Source organism: Xanthomonas sp. NCPPB 3200 (assembly GCF_056393585.1).
Map to the genome: position 1 here is coordinate 675,541 of NZ_CM150785.1, position 20,346 is coordinate 695,886.

20 protein-coding genes are annotated in these 20,346 nt (G+C 59.8%); 10 read left to right on the forward strand and 10 right to left on the reverse strand.

Annotation, left to right across the window (positions count from 1 at the left end; all coding sequences use genetic code 11):
- The first annotated feature begins 672 nt into the window (after positions 1 to 672).
- On the forward strand, positions 673 to 1,941 hold the full coding sequence (locus tag AC06DU_RS02885) for an HNH endonuclease (RefSeq protein ID WP_478203500.1): 1,269 nt from the start codon (positions 673 to 675) through the stop codon (positions 1,939 to 1,941).
- A 25-nt stretch (positions 1,942 to 1,966) separates the two neighbouring features.
- Here the strand turns inward: AC06DU_RS02885 and AC06DU_RS02890 are convergent, their stop codons facing one another.
- Entirely contained in the window at positions 1,967 to 2,665 is a 699-nt protein-coding gene (locus AC06DU_RS02890; protein WP_478203502.1) for a transposase, read from the reverse strand.
- Between the two features lie 379 nt (positions 2,666 to 3,044).
- On the opposite strand from AC06DU_RS02890, the gene AC06DU_RS02895 reads away from it, so the two are divergent.
- The 3 genes from AC06DU_RS02895 (at position 3,045) to AC06DU_RS02905 (ending at position 4,226) form a co-directional block, all read left to right on the forward strand.
- Positions 3,045 to 3,524 carry a hypothetical protein gene (locus tag AC06DU_RS02895; RefSeq protein WP_478203503.1) on the forward strand — a complete coding sequence of 160 codons (480 nt, stop codon included), beginning with the start codon at positions 3,045 to 3,047 and terminating at the stop codon, positions 3,522 to 3,524.
- Between the two features lie 9 nt (positions 3,525 to 3,533).
- A complete protein-coding gene (locus AC06DU_RS02900) occupies positions 3,534 to 3,719 on the forward strand; it encodes a hypothetical protein (RefSeq protein WP_478203505.1) in 186 nt (61 codons plus the stop codon).
- Positions 3,720 to 3,824: 105 nt separating this feature from the next.
- Positions 3,825 to 4,226, forward strand: a complete 402-nt coding sequence (locus tag AC06DU_RS02905; protein ID WP_478203507.1) for a hypothetical protein — start codon at positions 3,825 to 3,827, stop codon at positions 4,224 to 4,226.
- Between the two features lie 758 nt (positions 4,227 to 4,984).
- Here the strand turns inward: AC06DU_RS02905 and AC06DU_RS02910 are convergent.
- From AC06DU_RS02910 to AC06DU_RS02920, 3 genes are all read right to left on the reverse strand, one after another.
- The gene (locus AC06DU_RS02910) at positions 4,985 to 5,293 is read right to left on the reverse strand and encodes a hypothetical protein (protein WP_478203509.1); all 309 of its coding nucleotides are present in this window, start codon (positions 5,291 to 5,293) and stop codon (positions 4,985 to 4,987) included.
- Positions 5,294 to 5,532: 239 nt separating this feature from the next.
- Entirely contained in the window at positions 5,533 to 6,720 is a 1,188-nt protein-coding gene (locus AC06DU_RS02915; RefSeq protein ID WP_478203510.1) for an XVIPCD domain-containing protein, read from the reverse strand.
- A 557-nt stretch (positions 6,721 to 7,277) separates the two neighbouring features.
- Positions 7,278 to 7,988 (reverse strand): hypothetical protein, encoded by a 711-nt coding sequence (locus tag AC06DU_RS02920; RefSeq protein WP_184457290.1) that lies wholly within the window; start codon positions 7,986 to 7,988, stop codon positions 7,278 to 7,280.
- Between the two features lie 717 nt (positions 7,989 to 8,705).
- Between AC06DU_RS02920 and AC06DU_RS02925 the strand changes: the two genes are divergently transcribed.
- From AC06DU_RS02925 to AC06DU_RS02945, 5 genes are all read left to right on the forward strand, one after another.
- Positions 8,706 to 9,122 (forward strand): SymE family type I addiction module toxin, encoded by a 417-nt coding sequence (locus AC06DU_RS02925; RefSeq protein ID WP_184615809.1) that lies wholly within the window; start codon positions 8,706 to 8,708, stop codon positions 9,120 to 9,122.
- Between the two features lie 86 nt (positions 9,123 to 9,208).
- Complete coding sequence (locus AC06DU_RS02930; protein WP_026007170.1) at positions 9,209 to 9,838, forward strand: hypothetical protein; 630 nt, start codon at positions 9,209 to 9,211, stop codon at positions 9,836 to 9,838.
- 14 nt (positions 9,839 to 9,852) lie between these two features.
- Positions 9,853 to 11,319, forward strand: a complete 1,467-nt coding sequence (locus AC06DU_RS02935) for an XVIPCD domain-containing protein (RefSeq protein WP_478203512.1) — start codon at positions 9,853 to 9,855, stop codon at positions 11,317 to 11,319.
- A 59-nt stretch (positions 11,320 to 11,378) separates the two neighbouring features.
- On the forward strand, positions 11,379 to 11,864 hold the full coding sequence (locus AC06DU_RS02940; protein WP_311540098.1) for a hypothetical protein: 486 nt from the start codon (positions 11,379 to 11,381) through the stop codon (positions 11,862 to 11,864).
- Between the two features lie 217 nt (positions 11,865 to 12,081).
- Complete coding sequence (locus tag AC06DU_RS02945) at positions 12,082 to 12,420, forward strand: hypothetical protein (protein ID WP_181142448.1); 339 nt, start codon at positions 12,082 to 12,084, stop codon at positions 12,418 to 12,420.
- 110 nt (positions 12,421 to 12,530) lie between these two features.
- On the opposite strand, the gene AC06DU_RS02950 is transcribed toward AC06DU_RS02945, so the two are convergent.
- Together AC06DU_RS02950 and AC06DU_RS02955 are read right to left on the reverse strand one after the other, a co-directional pair.
- Positions 12,531 to 13,331: a hypothetical protein gene (locus AC06DU_RS02950; RefSeq protein WP_478203514.1), complete on the reverse strand. Its 801-nt coding sequence runs from the start codon at positions 13,329 to 13,331 to the stop codon at positions 12,531 to 12,533.
- Positions 13,332 to 13,394: 63 nt separating this feature from the next.
- Positions 13,395 to 15,503: an ankyrin repeat domain-containing protein gene (locus AC06DU_RS02955; RefSeq protein ID WP_184615807.1), complete on the reverse strand. Its 2,109-nt coding sequence runs from the start codon at positions 15,501 to 15,503 to the stop codon at positions 13,395 to 13,397.
- A gap of 329 nt (positions 15,504 to 15,832) precedes the next feature.
- Between AC06DU_RS02955 and AC06DU_RS02960 the strand changes: the two genes are divergently transcribed.
- The gene (locus AC06DU_RS02960; protein WP_260286157.1) at positions 15,833 to 16,753 is read left to right on the forward strand and encodes a hypothetical protein; all 921 of its coding nucleotides are present in this window, start codon (positions 15,833 to 15,835) and stop codon (positions 16,751 to 16,753) included.
- A gap of 175 nt (positions 16,754 to 16,928) precedes the next feature.
- Here the strand turns inward: AC06DU_RS02960 and AC06DU_RS02965 are convergent, their stop codons facing one another.
- The 4 genes from AC06DU_RS02965 to AC06DU_RS02980 form a co-directional block, all read right to left on the reverse strand.
- Entirely contained in the window at positions 16,929 to 18,425 is a 1,497-nt protein-coding gene (locus AC06DU_RS02965) for a hypothetical protein (protein WP_478203515.1), read from the reverse strand.
- 178 nt (positions 18,426 to 18,603) lie between these two features.
- Complete coding sequence (locus tag AC06DU_RS02970; RefSeq protein WP_478203517.1) at positions 18,604 to 19,008, reverse strand: transposase; 405 nt, start codon at positions 19,006 to 19,008, stop codon at positions 18,604 to 18,606.
- A 102-nt stretch (positions 19,009 to 19,110) separates the two neighbouring features.
- Entirely contained in the window at positions 19,111 to 19,314 is a 204-nt protein-coding gene (locus AC06DU_RS02975) for a hypothetical protein (protein WP_184615805.1), read from the reverse strand.
- A gap of 62 nt (positions 19,315 to 19,376) precedes the next feature.
- A complete protein-coding gene (locus AC06DU_RS02980; RefSeq protein ID WP_065032165.1) occupies positions 19,377 to 20,309 on the reverse strand; it encodes an AraC family transcriptional regulator in 933 nt (310 codons plus the stop codon).
- Positions 20,310 to 20,346 lie beyond the last annotated feature (37 nt).

Genomic DNA, 20,346 nt, shown 5'->3' on the forward strand with positions numbered 1-20,346 from the left:
AACCATCGGAATAACGGGTCAGGTTCACTTATCAATCGACGGTGCTTGATTTGCGTGGCCAATGAGCTGGCCTGATGCCCGCTGGGTAACGGGGGCAGGATCACTTATCAGTCGATGGCGCTCTGCTTGCGTTGCCGATGAGCGGGCCTGATACCTTCAAGGCGGCGGGCCTTGGCTTCGACCATCGCACGGAAGGAATTGTGGGGTAGAGCTCGCTGCTGTTGTAGGTGAAGGCGGATGCTAGCAAGCGGGTCTTCGGACAGGGCCTGATCGAGCCGGGCGCGGTAAGCGTTGCATCGCTCAACTGGGTCGTTGCCAAGCGCAAGCCAGCAGGGACGTAGCGTGAGGAGCAAGGCACATAGTTAGCACTGTCTACAAGATGTGCTTTCTAGCAGCCTTCCTATAGCGTACCGATTCGCCCGCGGCAACTATCGAATATAGCGAAACGTGCCACCGCAAGTGGCCACTTTTGTCGCTCTGCACGATATGCTGTAGTTTGCGGGCAAGTTCTATGGTCGCATGTCCAAATTGGGCTTCGGCAGACAATGCTTATACAGCTACAGGCTAATGAAGGCCTTAGACCGTAGCTAAGCTTAAGTCAGGAAGTTAGCACGATCTGGTCAGCGAATAAGCTATAGAAGTCGTAACCATCTATGATTTTGGGGCGTCTGAATGGACAGCCGAGAAAATGAGGAGTTCACTGCCCTACTGAGGGAGGCCGTTAGTGAAGCCGAGAAGCTGAAGTATCGACCGACGACCTTCAAACGAATGCTCGACGAGTATGGTGGTTTCGAAACGGTCAACCGGGTTTTAAGTAGCGGAAAGCCATCGGATGGCTTCACAAAGCTGTGGGAGTTGGGTCGCCTCAATCTCACATGTGAGGCCATTATTGTGGAAACAAAATGGGGCCGATATTTCGATGCAAATGTTTTGGCGAAAGCCGAGAAGCTACTGAGCGAAATGCGCTATCCCTACCAGCGTTACGAGGAATTGATTGAGACGGCGGTGCAAGCTGGTCAAACAATCCAGACACGCGCAAGTACGGAGACTCGGAGTCCGAACCTGGAGAACTTGGTTCCTGAGCCATTGCTCGGCTATAACATGCCCATCAATGACTTCTTCAGAGAGGTTTTGAACGCTCCATTCGCTAACATGCGATGGTCGTGGGGAGCGGTTGACGAACGCTCACGACGTGTCTTCTTCCGCCTCTGGCGGATGGATATTGTCAACTGGGAATGGGGGCAGTCCATTCGTGTGCTTGATACTCGAAACACCAACCTTCCTGGCTGGAAAGAGCGTGCACAGCATATTGAGTTGATCAAAAGCGGCTACAGCGCGTATGGAGTTATCTGTGACAAGGACAGTCCACAAGCTGCTGTTATTCGTGACTTCGATCGTGACAACATCTTGCACCTCGGGCGTGTTAGCAATCGGGACGGGGTGGTCTACCTAGAGATTGCTAGGGTCGGTCCTGTCAACCTCGTTGCAGTGGCGAACGACTCTCCACGCATGATCGCATCCGACCTACGTAATCTAGAAGAGGCAGAGATTAGCGCGACGACACGCGCATCGCTCGTTGATGCCCGCCTCGGACAAGGACGATTTCGTCGCGAACTATTGCGCCGCTGGGGCGGCGCATGTGCTGTTACCGGCTGCTGTGTAGGAGCGGTTCTCCGCGCGTCGCATTGCAAGCCGTGGCGCAAGTCGAATAACCATGAGCGTTTAGACTCGAATAATGGTCTGATTCTGTCGGCAAATCTTGACGCCCTATTCGACGCCGGCCTCATCAGCTTTTGTGACGCCGGTGAAATGATTGTTTCCGCTGTGCTTTCGGCCCGAGAGCAAAGCGAGCTGGGAGTGCCAGCAAGGCTTCTGCGAACTCCAAACGCGTCGCTTGCCGAATACTTGAATTACCACAGGCGCCACGTCTTTAAAGGATAACGAATAGAGGGGTCAGGTTAACTTATCAGTCGGCGGTGTTCGGTTTGCGTGGCCGATGAGCTGGCCTGACGCCTGCAAAGCGGTTGGTCTTGGCTTCGACCATTGCGCGGAAGGCGTCGTGGGCCAGGGCTCGCTGCTGCTGCAGATGAAGACGAATGCTGGTAAGCAGTTCGTCGGAGAGGGCTTCATCGAGCAGAGCACGGTAGGCGTTGGATCGCTCGATCGGGTCGCTGCCAAGCGCAAGCCAACAGGGATGTGGTGTCAGTGCGGAGTGCTTGCGCTGGCCTAGGTTGGCTAGGCAGCTGGACCAACGATACGCTGCTGGTTTGTCGGTCAGGCGAGCACGCACCGGATTAAGCTCAATGTAGCGATAGCAGCGAAGGACGTAGTCCGCACTGTCCACAAGACACGCTTTGTGCCGCCCTTCCCATAGCGTACCAGTGCGCCCGTGGCAGCCATTGAACAATGCTACGTAGTTTCGCCCAAGCCTCTGCATCAGTTGCCCGATCCGTCCCGCATCAGATGGCGTGACTAGCAAGTGCACATGGTTGTCCATCAAGACGTAAGCGTGCAACTGGCAGCCTGTGGCGTGCAAGGCCTCATGCATCAGGTGCAGATAGCGCAATCGATCGCCATCATCCAGAAAGCAGGGCAAGCGGTTGTTCCCGCGCTGCACGATGTGCTGCGGGATGCCGGGAAGGTCGATGCGTGGAAGTCTAGCCATTGCACAAGACTCGCAGCCAGGCGTTGGTGCTGATAGCGAGGAAGCCCTCTCGAAAGCTGAAGCTGTAGCCTGAAATTTAGGTAGGAAGTGAACCTGACCCCGTTAGCGCCGGTCCCTTTAGATGGTGTAGGAGCTAAACCTGACCGCTGTTAGCGGTGTATAAATAAGCAGGGCCATAGACGCGCGGCTTGGCAGTCTCGCTTAACGTGAAGGGATACACATGCAACGATACGGGCAACTACTGCTATGGGTTCTAGTCTGCTCAGGCATCTCACTGCTGACAAGTTGCCAGGCACAGACAACCCAAACGCAGGACGTGCCAACGCGCGTTGCGGCTGATGGGCAGGTCCCCATCGTACGACCGCTGCAGTTGACGGCGATGACCAGTCCGATGGTGGTCGAATTCAACGTGCAGCCTCCTGGCAAGAGCGCGACTGGCACACTGTTCCTGGGTATCCGCGTCGGTGACGAGGATGCTCTGAAGTCGCTTGAAGCTGCTCAAGCGCTCCGCAGATCCAGCCTGCACGCTGAGCTTGTTCTGAAACGGCTTGAACCAAGCAGCGCAGTCAACATCCCATTGGTGCGCGTTGAATCGCAGGCAGGCGTCCCCGCTCGGACCATCGCTGTGAGTGCAGACGGGCGTGTTCCAGGCGTGTGGCTGGACGAGGTGGATGGCTCGTCCCTTCAATCTGCGGGTCTGGAATCTCCAGAGCGTCGTTACACACAGCTTGCCTTCGCATGGGCGCAAGGAATTCAGCCTGGCAGGTATCAGCTGAGCATCAGGCTGCTTGGCCAGCCGCCGCAATTGGCATCGATCGAATCCGAGTTGCTGGTCGCTTACCGGCACAAATCAAAGTAGGAAAACCTCATGGACGATAAATACGCTGTCACCCTCTACGTTGCCGCGCCGGGGACACCGCTTCTTGACGGTGGAACATCGGCAGCAGGGCGCATGTACTACACAGTCACGCACGGGAACGAACAAACCAACTTCGGGTTTGCGCCCCATCGAACACGGCGTGATGTCAGGGCCTGGAAAGGTCTACAACAATGACGCCGATGGAGTAACGGGGTCAGGTTGACTTACTTGATTGATGGCGTCCATATGTCCAGTCCTTTAATTATTATGGGGCACTAGCTTAAAGTGATGGAGGTGGCGATGAGCAGGGTTTCTGTTGAAATTGCGAAAGATGATCAGCTTGTAAAACAAGGTAGTTTTGTAGAAGCGACGCTTGAGTTGGGACGAAATCTTGTAACTACGGCCGTGATGGCCGCAGCAAGTGCGAAAGTTATGGGCGATGAAATAGGTGCTGTGCTTCAGCCCTTTGTTTCGTTGGCTGTAGCACCATCTGTTCAGGCTGTGATGGCTATTTTCTTGCTTTCAATGTCCTTATTTTGGTTGATCCTATCGGGTATGCGCTATTTTAAGTACTTCGAGAGCAACTTTAGGAAAAAGGGGGGAATTATCAAATTTTCTGCTGCTGCGTCCTTGACGATCTTAGCTGGCGTTGCGCTGGTGGTCCTTACCTTTGGTGTCGCTGCAATTGGGGTCAAGAAATAAATAGGAAATAACAGGGTCAGGTTAATTTATCAGTCGGCGGTGTTCGGTTTGCGTGGCCGATGAGCGGGCCTGACGCTCGCAAAGCGGTGGGTCTTGGCTTCGACCATTGCGCGGAAGGCGTCGTGGCCCAGGGTAGGAAGTGAACCTGACCCCGTTAGCGCCACCCCGTTAGCGCCCGATACCTTGATCGCTGCGTTGCCGGCGTCGACGACATGTCCACCAGTCGTCTATCCGGTGGGAGCATGGGGCTGCGGTAAGAATAGGCAAGGATTGGGAGCGCTATGGAGTAGCTTTGTAGCGGCAAGGCCGGCAGAGATTGCAAGAGCAATCATTAGCACTGCGGCGTACTGGGGACGTGATCCAGGATTCACTGACGCGGGTGCCTCTTTGTGCTGCGTCCTCCTGGTAAGCATGTCGAGCTGTCGGGCTGCACTGTCCCAATCATTGCTCTGAACCAAAACCTGATGCACTTCATCGCCATCATTTATCTGCACTCTGTAAAAGCGCCTGCTAGTCTCGTACTCGATTCGAGATTCAGTGAGCATCAAAGTGAGCGAGTCGCAAAGTATCTTGTCCGTACCCGAGTAGAGGATTTCCATGGAGTGAACGCTCCCATTGGGCCGTGCAGAAAAACGCTGGCGGCTTGAGTGAATAGTGAGATAGGTAGCTGCATGACCGACTGAATGTTGCGGTTATGCATTTTACTGCTAAGACTAACGCGGTCAGGTTGACCTGGCCCGCTAGCACAGACTTTAAAACTAAGGCGAAAATTTTTCTTCTGTATCCACGTAAACCACCAATACCTCTTCGCCCGCATAGGGCACGGTGACTTTCGGCGTCCAAGGCTCGGCTGGTGGTATGACAGCTTTCGCCATGACGTCGCACCTATCACTAATGCCACATCTCCGGATGGCAATGCGCAAGACGCCGCGGGCACTTAAAAAATCAACGCCGGGAGAATAAAATTTGCTTTCCGCCGGCATGTGATAGGTGATTTGGAGCGAGTTGGATCCTGCCGTTGCAACTTTGACCGGCTGCACATCACTCTTCCTGTAATCGGAGCGCATGCTTACTTCTGCAGACGCAGTCGAGATTGATAGCGAAAGGAATGCTGTCCCAAAAATGAGCCTAATATTCATGTCTAAGTTCATGCTAAGGTTTGGGATCCGTCTAGAAACGTTAGCACCTGCCACCTCGGCAAGCCAAAAGCTACCGCAAACGCCGGAAGCGAGCTACTTGCCAAGTGTCTGAATACTTACGTGTTGTCTCTGCTTGGCTGGTCGAAAGGCTGCTATGACCACGTCAATCAGACTTGCAGCCTTGGTGCATCTTGCTTTTGACTCTGCTCCTGAGTTTCAGCACTCATCGCGAGTGCACGTGTCTGTTCGGCAGACTGCACGCGTTCTTGACTCTGCTCAACTGACCTTTCCACCGCATCTGCCGTGCGCATTTGCTCCCGGTGATATACCGAAGTGGTGGGATCTCCCTGGACCAGGAAGACGTACTCTCCCGCGGCTGCACGGGTGCCTGCTTGGCCAAGCACTACGTTGTCCACGCGTTCGAGTCCCTGCTCTTTGGCAAGGGCATACAGGCTCCAGGTCATACGGTCACTTGCCGCATCGGGAACACGATTCAGCGAATGATCGATCCGATGTACGCCATCCTGGATTTGAGCAAACATGGGATCGCTAGGCGATGGAGCCTGCGCGCTGAGCTTGAAACCATCCGATGATCCACGCGACGGCGCGGCCGGATCCTGAGGTACCAATGGCTGCCCACTCGTAGGAGGAGCGATTCTACGATCGTCCGCATCGAACCACTGCTTGCCGTCAAACCTGTATCCGCTGCGTACCGATGCCGCGCCGACGTCTTGATAAAGGTCTTCCCCAAAATCCGGTGCGTTGACTGTCTCACCTTGTGCGTTCTTCGGCAGAACAGGTTGAACGCCGCTGGCCTTCAGCAAGTTGCTGACAACACCGTTGCTGTTGTTGTACAGCGGAGAATATTCCAGTTGTGCCTGATTGATCTGGTCCCCAGCCCTCAGGGCAGACTCAAGTTTTGTGGATAATTCCTGGTCAGAACCGCTCCAGGCAACGATGCGCTCGTGGCGCTCGCCCGGTGCGGGCCAGTCTGGTGCGGTGACCGTCGCTTTCACGATGTTGCCCTTGGCATCCCTCGCAAGAGCCGGCTCGGAAGGATCCAACTGGTTCAAAGGCACTGGCTCGTAGTTGCCGTCTTGTTTGAGCCGGTACCCAATTTCATAAGGGGCAATGTAAGGGGCTGCTTCAACTCGAATGTGGCCAAACTTCTCCGAGCCAAGAACTGTGCTCTCGGCAAAGTTCGCCAGGTCATTCCCTTCGGCCCTGGTGTCTGGTCCCCCGCGTACTACAGTCTGGCTGCCATCAGAGTTCTGAAAGAGCAGGTAAAGATGGCGGCGGTCACCAGCAACCTCGCTTGCCCCCACCCAAATTGTTGCCTTCTTCTGCTCATCCATGACTTATTCTCCAATATCCTGCGGAGCTCGATTCACTACCAGTTTGCTCAAGTAGATTCCGTCAGTAGAGTGAAAGCCCACCATCCAGGTAACCGGCACAGCTGGCGCTGTCACCGATGGCTGCGCCTCTTTCACGACAGGGGAAAGCGTGCACATCATTGACGCTTTGTAACCTGCGCCAGGAGAGTTCAGCGCTTGGCAGCGAAATCCAAGATCCTCAAGGTTCTTCTGCGCAGTCGTAAGCGGTGACCCGATAGGATTAGCGGCCTGAAGCTCTTGCCTCGCCTTGGCGGCAGACTGCTGAGTATTAAAGCCGGGCCGTGAGTCTTGCTGCATGGCAGAGCACCCTGATATGAAGAAGAGACTAGCAACTGCTAGCAATGCTAAAGAGCTAAGGTTGGCGTGAGGATTCGTTTGCATGACTTGACAGCTCCAACGCAATCACACAGATGGTCATCCATGCGTAGTTCGGTTGCAAGTATGCGCCCCAAGAGATAGCGGAGCTATGAAGTTACAGGGGCAGGGTGACCTGGCCTGACCTCGACTGGCCCCCAATCTTATGCGTCAGCTGCTGCTGCGCCTTTCTCTTTGCCCTTTAGCGCCATGTCGAGCAAGTACTCATAGGTCTGCAGTTTACCCCTGGCCGACGTGGCAACCCAGCAGATCATCCAGAAGAACAACAGGAAAATACCCACCATTGCTGTCAACGGAGACATCGCCAGAGGATTGCCACCAGCGCGCAGAACCAGGAAGAGCGATGCCGCAACCGGCAGAAGGCCTAGCTTGTCGATGCTTCCAGCCAATAGCGCAATGCGGCCCGCACGGCGTGTATGGCTGTAGCGAGCGTGGTCCAGCATTATTTGCAGGGTTGCTGCTGGATACCTTTTCAGCCAACTCACCTCCTGCATAAATTGCTCTAGCTGATGATCAGTGCGCATTGCTTGATCTACTGTCCATCGACGTAGATCACTCACAATCCCATAGATGCTAATTAGCATCAGGATGCCTGGCGCTACCAGCGCAACCCAGAAGCCAGCCGTTGCTGCCTTCTTGAGCAACTGGGGAGGAACATTGGTAAAGCTTAGGAACGAAGCAATGAGGGTCAGGGCGATTCCCAATGCCATAACGATGGCGGCGCCGCGCACGAGGCGGCTTGGGCTGGCAGTGTCGGCCGGAAACTCTGGTAGCGCGCGCAGGCGTTCTTCTAATGCCTTGAAGGTCAAGGGCACGATCGGTACTACATCGCTACTTTCCATGATGCTTGTCATCGTTGAGTGTTGCAGAAAGATTAGAGGTATCGGATCTACACGGCCAGATGGAAATGTTGGGACGGCACGGAAGCCATTTTTTCTTGATGCGCTTGGTCAACATCGGCGCCTGTGATCTCCAGATATCTGAGCGCGCAGGTTGTGTGTCGGTGCATTTTTAGGCTCCGTTTTAAGAAGAGATGATCATGGTTGACATCGCGATCCGTGCGTTGCAATCTCCAACTTAAGGAGCGTCGAAACTCCTCTAAGAGCGGTACCCACCTCCGTCAAACCGGTGGGTTTTTTGTGCCTGCATCCTGCAGGGACAAGCCGATGCGATGCCTGCGTCGGGAGGGCGGCTAATACAACACCCGCAAGGGGAATACGCCCGCCGGCTCTTAGCGGTTTCGAACCTCCCGACATCCCGTCGCCGTTGGCGGTGGTTCTTGGGTTGTTCCAGGAGGGCGTTGCCATGTCTACCGCACCATCCACGCCGGCATCTGTGCCGGTTGATCTGTTGCCAGCTTCCGCTCACCGCCTGCTTTGGGATGTGGGCGAAGTGCTGCGTCGGCTGGACGCACGCACTGCTGCTAAGCAGGCGAGCGACCGTCCTGCGCATCCGCTGAGTCGCCAGCTCACAGTGTCGCCGCACACTTCGTGCCGCTGGTTCGCACGCAGAGCCGTGGCGTTGCAGCAGTGCGTCGCTGCAACCATAACCGGCCACCACCCGGAGGCGCCATGACACGCCGCCGCCCACCCACGGCATCTGCCAGCGCACGGCCCACCCGCACGCGTACGCGCCCCGCGCCGCCCAAGCGGGTGCAGTGGGTTGTTGTGGAACCCGACCGCAGCAAGCTGCCACCGATGCTGCCTCCCGACCCGGACGCCTCCCCGCAAGGTCCCGGCACGCTGCGCGCACCCCGCCGCGCCCGCCGCCCGCGCCAATGCACCGTCAGCTACACCCATTACCCCGGCGCCCACGACCACGCCGGCGACCAGCACGTGCCCCACGTCCGCCTCAGCGGCCTATGGCTGGAACAACTGGGCTTTGCCATCGGCACCAAGCTGCGCATCACCGCCAGCGAAGGGCAGCTGCTGATGGAGGTATTGCCGCCGGTGGAGGTGCCGGCCAAGGTGCGCAGCGTGCGGCGATGATGCTGCGGCTGCCAGACCCCTTGCGATTGACCTCGGTGCCGGATGCCACTAGCGTCGCAGCCACACCAGCGCACAACGGACGCTTCATGATCGCGCGCCCCCTCTACGCCTTGCTCGCCACCCTCGCTCTGGGCGCATGCGCCCACACGGCGGCCACCCCAGCCCCGGCAACCGTCACGGAGACATCTGCCATGAGTTCCTCAGCCGATCACGTACCTGCAGATCCTTCCAAAGGTGGACCACGTACCGCGCAGGAAGCATTGGAGCGGGTACTGGAGCTGATTCGCACAAGCACCAGTATTGAATCGTTCACTGCCGACCATGTGTCTCGAGCAATGGGCCAGTCGGTACAGCACCGCGGTGATGGTTCCGGGCGGTTCGGTGCCAGCGGAGTGCTGACCCGAGACTGGAACTACGGGTTTGGTGTCAACAAAACTGAAATAAAGGGTGCATGGTTCGAGTTCCTGTTCCTGCCTAATCCGCCAGAAGTGTCTCCGTCTATGTCGGATATCTGCCAGATCGACTTCGAGGCATTTGCGGCGCACCTCGAAAAAATGGGTTTCTCGCGACAACGCAATCTTGTCGAAGATGGGCGATGGATGAGCGATATTTTTCAACGCCCAGGGATGCGCGTAGAGCTCTTCCCGCGTGGCGAGGCTGACGAACCTTTAGCGCGCACTACTCATCAGTGCGTCGAGTGGGTTCAAATTCGCTAGTCCAAGGAGCGGACATGTTGAGCCAGGAAGCAAGTGCCGTGGTGGCGTCATTTGGTCAGCAACCAGGTGTCACACGTGAGCATCTGGACAACTTCAACCGGGTCCTAAACGATTCACCCGAGTTGACCCGCCAGATCAACGAGGCGGTGCAGAAAAAGGTGCTGAAAGGCTTCGCGCCGTTAAACGATCCGCATGCGGGAGGCACCTATGATCCACGCGATCAGGAAATTCACCTGCCGCTTGCAGCGCTGGTGAATGATGCCAACGGCAAGCATGCAGCAGCAGGCGATTTGACTTTCGTCTTGGGACATGAAATTCAGCATAGCCTTTACAGTCCCACTGCTGCGCTTGCGCGGGAACAGTTCAAAACAGAGGCAATAAAAATTGCCCGTAGCACGCACGATTACACTGCTGCTGGCGAGAAGGTGCTGGCCAGTAACCGTGCGGACGAAGCAACGGCCGAAATAGCCGGGTGGAACGCTATCGTGAGCGCGGTCAAGAGTCGTAACCCTAATCCTACGCTTGAAGATGTGTACCTATTTGCGGATGGTCGGGCCAGAGATTTCGTCACGCGCAGCGGTTATCCAAGTGTCTACACGCCGAAGGCAAACCTGACGTTCAATAGCGACCTGACGTTGTCGCCCACGGCGGGTAATGTCGAGGCAATGGGAGTGAATTACTTCGACAAGTCGGTCAAGGACACCCGTATCGGTCATGCGGGCCAGTCCGACTACGTCAACCATTACGGTCCGTGGGTGGTCGGCACAGCCGCCATCTACGAGCGACACTACAACAAGTCAAAGCCCGGCGAGCCGGAGCGGCCAATGATCCTGGACATGCAACGCCTGGGATTCAACGAAGAAATTTTGGAGCACAACGGCATTGACCTGGGCAGCGACACCCGCCCCATGCCATACCTGGACAGTAGTAAGCAGCCGCCAACCCCTGGGCTCTTCCAGCACAGCAAGGACACTCACCTGCACGTCTCGCCGATTTCTGCCCAGGCGCTGGAGCAGGAGCTGCGAGAGCGCGAACCACAATCGCAACGTCCCCCAGCGCAGACGCCCTCACAGCCAGGCCACCCGGACCACGCGCTGTATCAGCAGATCAAAAGTGGTGTGATGCAGCTCGATGCCCAGCACGGCAAAGAGTGGGACGGGGCAAGCCAGAGCATGACCGCCAGCCTGCTTGCGTTGGCCAAAGAGGAAGGCTTGTCGCGGGCGGATCATGTAGTGCTCAACAACCCAACAGGTCAGCTGGCCGGCGGCGAGAAGGTCTTTGTCGTCCAGGGCGCCCTCAACGACCCGGCACACCAGCGCGCACACATGCCGACGGTGGACGCCGTGCAGGCACCAGAGAACCAGTCGTTCGATCGCCTGCAGGCAATTAACCAGACTCAGGCCCAGGCGCGTGAACAGCAGCAGGCGCTGGAGCAGTCGCAGCAAGCCGTTACCCAGACAGGACCATCAATAGCGCGCTGAGATATTCCATGTCGTCGGTACCGGCTGTCACTGAGTGCGACGAAGGCTGAGAGGTGCCTGTGAAAAATTCGCTGATCTACGTCGTGTTCTGTTTTCTCGTTACAACGGGTTGCACCTGGAGATTCGCTCAATATGGGATGGATAAGCCCTCCGGCCCCTCACTCTGTGCAGAGGTTCTGGACTGGGAGAGCACAAGCGCACCTCAGGCGCTGCGAATGACGCCGCAGATCGTCGAGGACGAGAACGGCCGGTCTTATCATTTTGATCTCGGTGGACGAAAGGGGCTGCGCTATCTGGATGCGAGTTGTGGAATCGGTGTTTATGCTGAATGCGGATTTGACGCCACCTATTCGAATGGAAATGTCTTTCGATTTGCTGAGCTTTCGACATTTAGCCTCTGGAGAAGTCGAGAGGAGTTCTATCTCGTCTATCATATCGTTGCCCCTAAAGGAGAGTTCGATAAGGGATTGCGAAGGGTCGTCAAGTTGGATGATCCACCCTCAGAGATCTGCAATCAGATCGGTGACTACTCAAATTTAATGTAGTTGCCCGATCAGGATGTCAACGACTTGCTTAGTTGCCTGGGTCCGGAATTTATCAGGAGGGCAAATCGCTACTCATGCCAAGATGCGCGTGCATTGCGCTTCTGGTTAAACATCGCTCTACCGCAGGAAGGGGCCGCGCCGTATGTCATTCGCTATCTTCCGTTCTTACGTTTCGGCATCGGTCGCAGTGGTCGTTGCCGCCTTGGCAGGATGTGCCATGACCGAGCCACCGATCTCAAAGAAACAGTTTTCCGAACATGTTGTGGCGCTGCTGGCCGGCAAGGACTCGGCTGTGGTTGAAGCCGGCAAGCTGACAACTTTTGCTTGGAAGCGGCTTTGCTTCGAGCGTGAGGACAGCCTGTTGCTGAAGTTCGACCGCAACGGAGAGACATCCGTGCTGCCGTTGCCCTATGAAGAGTTCTTCGTGGATGAGGCACATGTGAGCAATTCCCTTGAGGGCAGCTGTGTCACGCCATCCGATCGCATCCTGATCAAGAAGAAGTCTCCGGGCTATCAAGGGCCCATCGCGTTTCAAAAGGCAGCGCAGGTGGGCTGAGCCGTGGTCGACTTTGCGAATCTGCGCAAGCCAGGCATGAGGTTCTGCAGGTGTATGCTGGTATCGCGACGAGCTGAGCCTCACGCCACGTGTGACCGGTTGAAAATGCTCTAGTTCCTTTGATTGGCCAGCCCTTTCCTGCATAACGCAAGATTGGTTCGCGCTGCGCGTACGATCGCCAGATAGCGATCCGCAAGGACCGGTGGCCAGTTCTCCATCACTGCGTCGTCGTCTGCCGCCGCGTCTTCGGCGTAGGCATTCAAGGTTTCCAGACACTGCGCATATAGCGCGTTCTTGTATTGAGTGATTGCCAGGTCATTGCGGAGATCTCCCTCCTTTCCCCATTCCAGTGTTGGCGCGCACTGCGCCAGTACCGGGGACAGGGTGGTCAATGCCGTCTTGTAGTCCTTGCGGTCGTAGTGCTGCTGAAATGCCGCGCGCGTGCGCGCAAGGGCGTTGCGGCTGCAACCATCCTTGGGCCGCAGGTAGGGTGCTTCGAAACTGCTGTTGTAGCCGCACAAGGACTTGCACTCGACCGGCGTGGTGGTGGTCACGTTGACACCTTCGGCGGTGTTCGCGAATTGCACTTGGCACTCCGTGAGGCCCGTCTCGCTTGTGGCAATGCCTTGTCTTCCGTCAATCACGCCTTCCAGGAAGCACATGGCTTGGCCAGTGGTGCTTTCCAAAGAGAATCGTAGCGATTGCTTGTGCCTGGTCAGTAGTAGATGCCCCCATCCCTTTTCGGTGATGTATTCGCCGGGCACCAGGGCGACGCTTGCTGCGGGGTCGTCCAAGGTTGGTGCGAATTCGGGCGCGCCGGCAGGCGGCTGCGCGAGGCATGGCGTAGTGGCAAGTGCCATAGATGCCAGGCAGGCCAGCGTCAGAAGGGGGATTTTGTTTTTCCTGTCCATGCGTCTGCTGTGGTGTCCCGGAGATGATGGAGCGATGGACATCGACATCACCCTTGATGCGCATCACCGCAATGCCGCCCGCACCGTCTGCAACGAGGCGGCAAACAGGTCGACGGCGCGCTTGCCATCGTTGTCCTTGATGGTTTTGTCGGCACCCCGGGCCAGGACGAGGGCGTAGTTGGGCGCGCTCTCATCGTTGCTTTCCTGTTCGGCGGCGTAGTGCAGCAGGGTGCGGCCCCTGGCGTCGCGCGCGTTGATGTCGATCCCCAGGCTCAGCAGAAAATCGAGAAAGGCCACTTCCTTCGGGAACGTGTGGCGCGGGAGCCAGTGACGGGCGGTGAGGTTATGCAGCAGGGTTTGCTGGCCCGGTTGCAGGGCCAGCGGGTCCAGCCCCTTGCTCATGATCAGGCGCACCAGGTCCGGCTGGAAGCAATAGGCCAGCGACGAACGGCCATCGGCGTCGGTGCGGGTGGCGTCCGCGCCCAGTTCCAGCAGCGCGGTGATGGGGCTGTCGCCATCGAGCGTGTGGGAGAGCAGCGCCGACTGCAGCGGTGTGTAGTGCTGCGAGTCGTCGGTGTTCTGTGCGATGGCCTGCGCGTTGATGTCGGCGCCGCCGGCGACCAGCACGCGCACCTTTTCGCCGGTGCTGGCGGTGTGCAGCGGCGTGGTGCCGTGGATGTCGCGTGCGTTGGGATCGGCGCCGTGTGCCAGCAGCACGCGTGCGGTGGCCACGCCGCCCCAGCCGAGCATGGTGGTGCCGTTGTCCCAGCGTGCGTCCGGGTCGGCGCCGGCGTCCAGCAGCGCTTCCAGCATGTCCAGATAGTCCTGCAGGCTGAGGTGGTTGCGCAGCTTGCTGTCGACGTCTTTCACCGCCTCCTCGCTGGCCTGCTGCAGGGCGCGCTTGGCGGCGCGATAGCGCTCGCGGGTCTGTGCGTCCTTGGCTTGGGCGATCATGCCATCCAGTGAGTCGAGGCTGCCGATGCTGATGCTGTCGATCAGGTGCTGGCGGTAGTGCGCGCGCGTCATTGCGGCGATCGGCCCGCGGGTGACCACCAGGTCGTGCAGCGGCCAGTACCGCTGATTGGCCCAGCCGTTGACGCGTGCGCCGTGCGCGATGAGCCAGCGCACGGTGGCTAGCGTGCCGTGTTTGACCGCGGTATTGAGCGGCAGCAGCCGTGTATTGAGCGTTGCGCCGGCCTTGAGCAGGCGCTCGATCATCGCCGTGTTGTCGTGCCGGGTGGCGTAATGGATGGCGGTGGAAAACTCCTGGTCGGATGCGGTGTGTTCCATCAGCCAGTCGCTGTCCGGCGTGCAGTCGGGGACGGCGCCTGCCAGCAATGCGGCCTCGACGCCGACGAGTGAATTGGCGCGTGCGGCGTCCAGCAATGCGCGATCGGCAGCGCTGCGCTCCACGATCGGCAGCGGCGGCGTATCGGGGTCGGGTTGTGCCGGGTCGCGTTGCAGCCAGGCCAGCCACGCCTTTGAGCCCTGGTTGCCGGCATCCAGGTAGAAGGTGTCGTCTTTCTGGCCGTTGCCGAAGCGCATCCACGAGGCCCATTCGGTGCCGGCCATGCCTAGCGCCGACATCTGGGTGATGAAGCTGAAGAAGTCCGGCGCCAGCGCCAGGCCGTGCAGCATCTCCAGTTCGTGCGAGAAATAGCGTACCGGTTGCCTGGCCGGATCCGCATGCGTGGTCTCGATGGTCAGCCAGTCGCCGTTGATGAGGTTGTAGAAAGCGAACTGGTGTTCCCACAGTGCAGGACTGTTGGGTGCCTCGGACAGATCGCGCGTGGCCAGCTCCTGCTTCCAGTCCAGGAAGACGGGCAGGGCCATCGTATCGATGTGCGTCAGGCTCCACACTGTGTCGCGATTGCAGCTCATCGACGGCAGGTCTTGCTGTTCCATCGCGCGCAGATGCGAGGGCACGTACCAGCCGAAGCTCACCTCCGCCGACAGCTCGCGCAGGACGCGACGCAGTTGGGCGGGGATCGGCAGGCGGTGACGGCGTTCGAGCGATAGCAGCTGGCGTTCTGTCGCAGGCGGGGCGATCCGTAGCGGCGTCACCTGCCAACGGCGCTTGCGGGCGATGGCTTCCATCCAGCGCCATTTCGCCTGCCACTGGCTCCAGCGCGTGTGCAGGGCGCTGTCCTGCGTGGCGCAGGCGCCGAGCATGCCCGCTGTGCCCAGGACGACGATGCCGGTTTCGAGAAATTGACGACGGGTGACCTTGCTCAGGTGCGGTTCCTCGCAGAAGGCGGAAGAGACAGCTGCTTGCGGGGCGAAGGATAACGCGCGAGGCGATCGGTGCCCGGCAGCAGGCAACGTGTGCGCGACACACCAGGGCGCGACGCCGGAATGCCTGCAGCGCAGACCTTGCGCTCTGTTGCCCGGGCTCGATAATCGGCACGACACCGTGCGGCGGCTGCGATACGTGTTGCCTGCAGCCAGATGTGGCTGAACTGCATCGGTGCGGGAGCAGCGTCAATCCACGGAGGATGCAGATGCAATCGACATCGCAGATGGAAGACAGGTTCACCCCGGCCACACGGCTGTACGTCCTGCTGGCGCGGGACGCACGCACCGGGGTGATCTTCCGGCGTGGGCCCAGCAAGCAGGTACAGCTGATCCGCTGGGACTTGCGCACGGACACGTTCGAGCACGGGCAGTGGTTCAAGGGCCGCATCTACGAGCGGCGTTGCGATCTGTCGCCGTCGGGGCGGCTGTTGGTGTATTTCGCGGCCAAGCACAAGGGCGATTTCGGAACCTGGACAGCGCTGTCGCGCCCACCGTTCTTCACCGCGCTGGCGCTCTGGCCCAAGGGGGATGCGTGGGGTGGCGGTGGTGCGTTTGAGGACGAGCAGACCTTGCTGTTGAATCATCGGCCGCAGGCAGGCCGCGAGCCGTTTCCGCTGCCGACCGGCTTCGGTCTGAAGCACGGGATGACGGTGCGGCCGTTCGGGCAATGGTCCGGCGGTGGCGAAGACGAGCCGATGGACAGCATGCTGCGGCAGCGCGCTGGCTGGCGAACGCTCGACGGCGGTGAGGGCGAACGCGGCGGTTTGCGAAGCGGCGTGCTCTACGGCTTCACGCGCCCACGCGTGTGGGAGAAGGACGGCAGTGGCGGGCGTCGGCTGCAATCGCTGTTGCATGCCGTGGGGCGCCAGAACGATGCCTGGTATGCGCTGGGTCATCGCGTGCTGGATCGCGACGGCGCCGTGCTGGTGGACCTGCCCGGCACCGACTGGGCCGACTGGGATGGCGGCGACCTAGTGTTCGCGCGGGGCGGCTGCCTGTATCGATTGTGCAAAAGCGATTTCCGGCGCTATTCCGAGCAGGGTGAGCAGGCGGCTCGGCTGCTGCATGACTTCAGCAAGGCGCGGTTTGCGCCGGTGGCACCCACAGCGGAGGCGCTACGCTATTGAGGGGCTGTGCGTGATGCCTGTGCGCTGCCGGCATTGCAAGCGGACAAGGCCTTGGAATGCGGCACCGCGTTGCCTGCGCGGCGCCGCGGCTTGCGGCAGCAAGATGTCGACCTGCAAGGCCTCCGTACACACGCCTGAGTCGCGCCAGCCGCGTATCGGCGGCGTGGTGCGGCAATCAGGCGCCATCGTTTGCGCGCAGGTGATCGAGCAGCAGCGGGTGCAGCAGCGGTGGCATGGGAGCAGTGCCTGCCCCGTGCTCCCACTGCTGCAGGAATGGCGCCAGCCATTGGCGATGCCAGACAGTTGGACGGGCGCGTGCGGCCAGCCGCTGGCGCAACTGTTCGACATGTGCGTTGGCACGTGTCTGTTCGCCGCACTCCAGGTGGAAGAACACGAATACCAGCAGCACGCTGTCCGGGCTGGCGAATATCACCTCGGGCGGCACCACGCCGTTGTCGTCGCCGTGTTCCAGCAGCTGCAGCCAGGTGTCGGCGGAGCGTTGGAACCAGGGGCCGGCCAGCTGATCGGTGATGCGGCTGAAGAAGTGCACATCCAGTGCGGGTAGTGCCGTCGCCAGACGGGCCAGGGCAGCGCTCAGCACGGCGTCGCTGTGGGCTGGATTCAGTGCCCAGCCGCCGTAGTCGCCCACGTCCGCGCTGTCCAGGACCTGCTTGCCCAGGAAGGTGGCCGCATCAGCCACGCAATGCAGGTCATGCAGCTGCGTGGTCGCCGCGCGCTGCTGCCAGGCCAGCAGGCGGGCATGCTGCAGCCCCGCCTGGACCATCAGCTCGCCCAGGGTCGGGTCATAGCTGGCCCACAGACACTGACGGCTGCCGTCGTGGTCGCGGATCCATTGCCAACGATGGCTCGCTTCAACCGTGACAGCAGACCAACCAGCAGCGCGCAGCGATGTGCCCAGGTGTTGCTCCACCAGTTGCGGGAGCAGCTCGCGCAGACGCACCTGCTGACGTGTGGCCTTGTCACGCGTAGTGCGTAACGCCGCAGGCGTGCGCTTGGGCTGCAGGAAAAACCGCAGACCCATCTCGCGCTCGATCTCACCGGAGGTGCCGCTGTCGGCCAGCCGCGGCACGGCCAGGTCCTCGGGCGCGCCACGGCGAGGCTTGAGCGCGCGGAGTGCGGCCAGCGCACGGATGGCGCGCAAGGTGTCGGAAGCGAGCAGGCCGTCCAGGGTGGGCGCGATACCGTCGGCAGCGTCGAAGGTCTCGTCCAGCCAGCCGTTGACCAACAGGCCGTAGCAATCGGTGAACAACGCGCTGTCATCGGCCTGGTGGGCGAGGTCGAGAACGTCCCCGAACACTTCTGCCAGCGGTAGCGTGTGGCCGGTGTCTGGTCGGCGGTAGACCACGCGTGCCTGGTCTTGCCATTGCAGATAGACCTCGCCCTGTGCGTCCTCCAGCCAACCGGGCGCTTCGGCGGCCAGGGCCTGCGCGCGCAGGGTCGCATCGTCGATGTCCTCGACCGCCGTACGCACCAGCACGCCATTGCGCAGTAGCTCGGTGTGCACGCGGAACCATGTCAGGCCGGTGTCGTAACGCGCCTGCAGCCCAAGCAGGCTACGCATGAGCGCTGCCTTGTGCGTGCGACTCAAGCTGCCGCGATCGACCAGCTGGACGCAGCGTTCGATGAACTCCTCGATAGCGTGTTGTGACATCCCTGCCTCCTGTACGTCAGTGGTCAACGTGCGGGCACCATCATGCCAGTGGTCCGGGCGACCGCGTGAGTGGGAAAGGTCGCGGGCGGGAGCCGTGCCGCCCGGCGCGGATCCGCTGCCTGTTCGTGCGCTGCTGCGCACTTTTCATCTCAAGCCAACAACGGAGCCAATAACGGGGTCAGGTTAACTTGTCAGTCGGCGGTGTTCGGTCTGTGTGGGCGATGAGCGGGCCTGACGCCCGCAAAGCGGTGGGTCTTGGTTTCGACCATTGCGCGGAAGGCGTCGTGGCCCAGGGCTCGCTGCTGCTGCAGATGAAGACGAATGCTGCGACGTAGTTTCGTCCAAGCCGCTGGATCAGTTGCCCGATCCGTCCCGCATCAGGTGGCGTGACTAGCAAGTGCACATGGTTGTCCATCAAGACGTAAGCGTGCAACTGGCAGCCTGTGGCGTGCAGGGCCTCATGCATCAGGTGCAGATAGCGCAATCGATCGCCATCATCCAGAAAGCAGGGCAACCGGTTGTTCCCGCGCTGCACGATGTGCGGCGGGATGCCGGGAAGGTCGATGCGTGGAAGTCTGGCCATGGCACAAGACTCGCAGCCCGGCGTTGGTGCTGATAGCGAGGAAGCCCTCTCGAAAGCTGAGGCCGTAGCCTGAAATTTGGCTAGGAAGTGAACCTGACCCCGTTAGCGCAGCGTTTCCAGGCATGGCGCGTACTGGGCAGTCTTGTCTTGGACGATTGCCACGTCGTTGCGCATATTTCCCTCCTCGTCCCATCCCGGCGCCTGTCCGCAATGCGTCAGGACGGGAGACAGTGTAGAGAACGCTGCTTGATAGTCCTTGCGGTCGTAGCGCTGCTGAAATACCGCGCGTGCGCAGGCCGGCAACATGCGGTCTCCGCGCTCCTCCAAGCGGAAAGAGCCATGCGGTTTAATTGCCGCGGTTCCCTTAGCTAGTGCGAAGAGACGTACACCGCATCCGCAAATGCCTCGGGAATTGCAAACGTCTCCCGCATCCTCCGCGCCTCGGCCGCCGGCGTGGCACCAAACAACCGCCGGAACTCACGACTGAACTGCGATGGGCTGGTGTACCCCACCGCATGGCTCGCCGCTTCCGCCGTCAGCGATTGCCGCACCATCAACAACCGCGCCTGGTGCAGCCGCGTCGACTTCACGTACTGCATGGGCGAGACCTGCGTGATCGCCTTGAAGTGGCTCTGGAAGCTGGGCGCGCTCATGCCTGCTTCGCTCGCCAGTCGCGCCACGTCCAGGGGCTGCGGATATGAGGCGTGAATCAAACGTAGCGCCTGGCTGATGCGACCGAACTGGCCGCGCATGGCCAGTGCACTACGCATGGCGCTGCCCTGCGCGCCCGTCAATACGCGGAAATAGAGCTCGCGTAGCAGTCCCGGGCCGAGGACGGCGGCATCCAGTGGCTTCTGCATGGCCTCGAGGAAGCGCAGGACCGAATCGCGCATGGCGTCGTCCACGGGCGTGGACATCATGCTCTGCGGTGGCTGCAGAGTGTCGGCCTGGCCTTTGCGGTCGATCTGTTCCGCCACTTCCGCGGCGAGCGGGAAGTCGAGATGGAGGTAGAGGGCCAGCAGGGGGTGGGCCGGCGTGGCGTCCGTTTCCATCGTGAAAGGCACGGGCACCGAGACGGCGAGGTACTGGTCCGCGTCGTAAAGGTAGAGCTGGTCGCCGAAGTAGCCACGTTTGCGGCCCTGGCACACGATGACGATGCCAGGGTCGTAAAGCACGGGCGTGCGGGCAAGCGCCCGGTCGGAGCGGAGGATGCGGACGCTCGGCACCGCCGTGAGGTTATAGCCCTCGTCGGGTGCAAGTTCGCGCAGAAGTTTGAGCGTGCGAGCCTTCGGAGCATCCATAGGAATAGGCAAGAATAAAAGCCAATTGTGACTTATC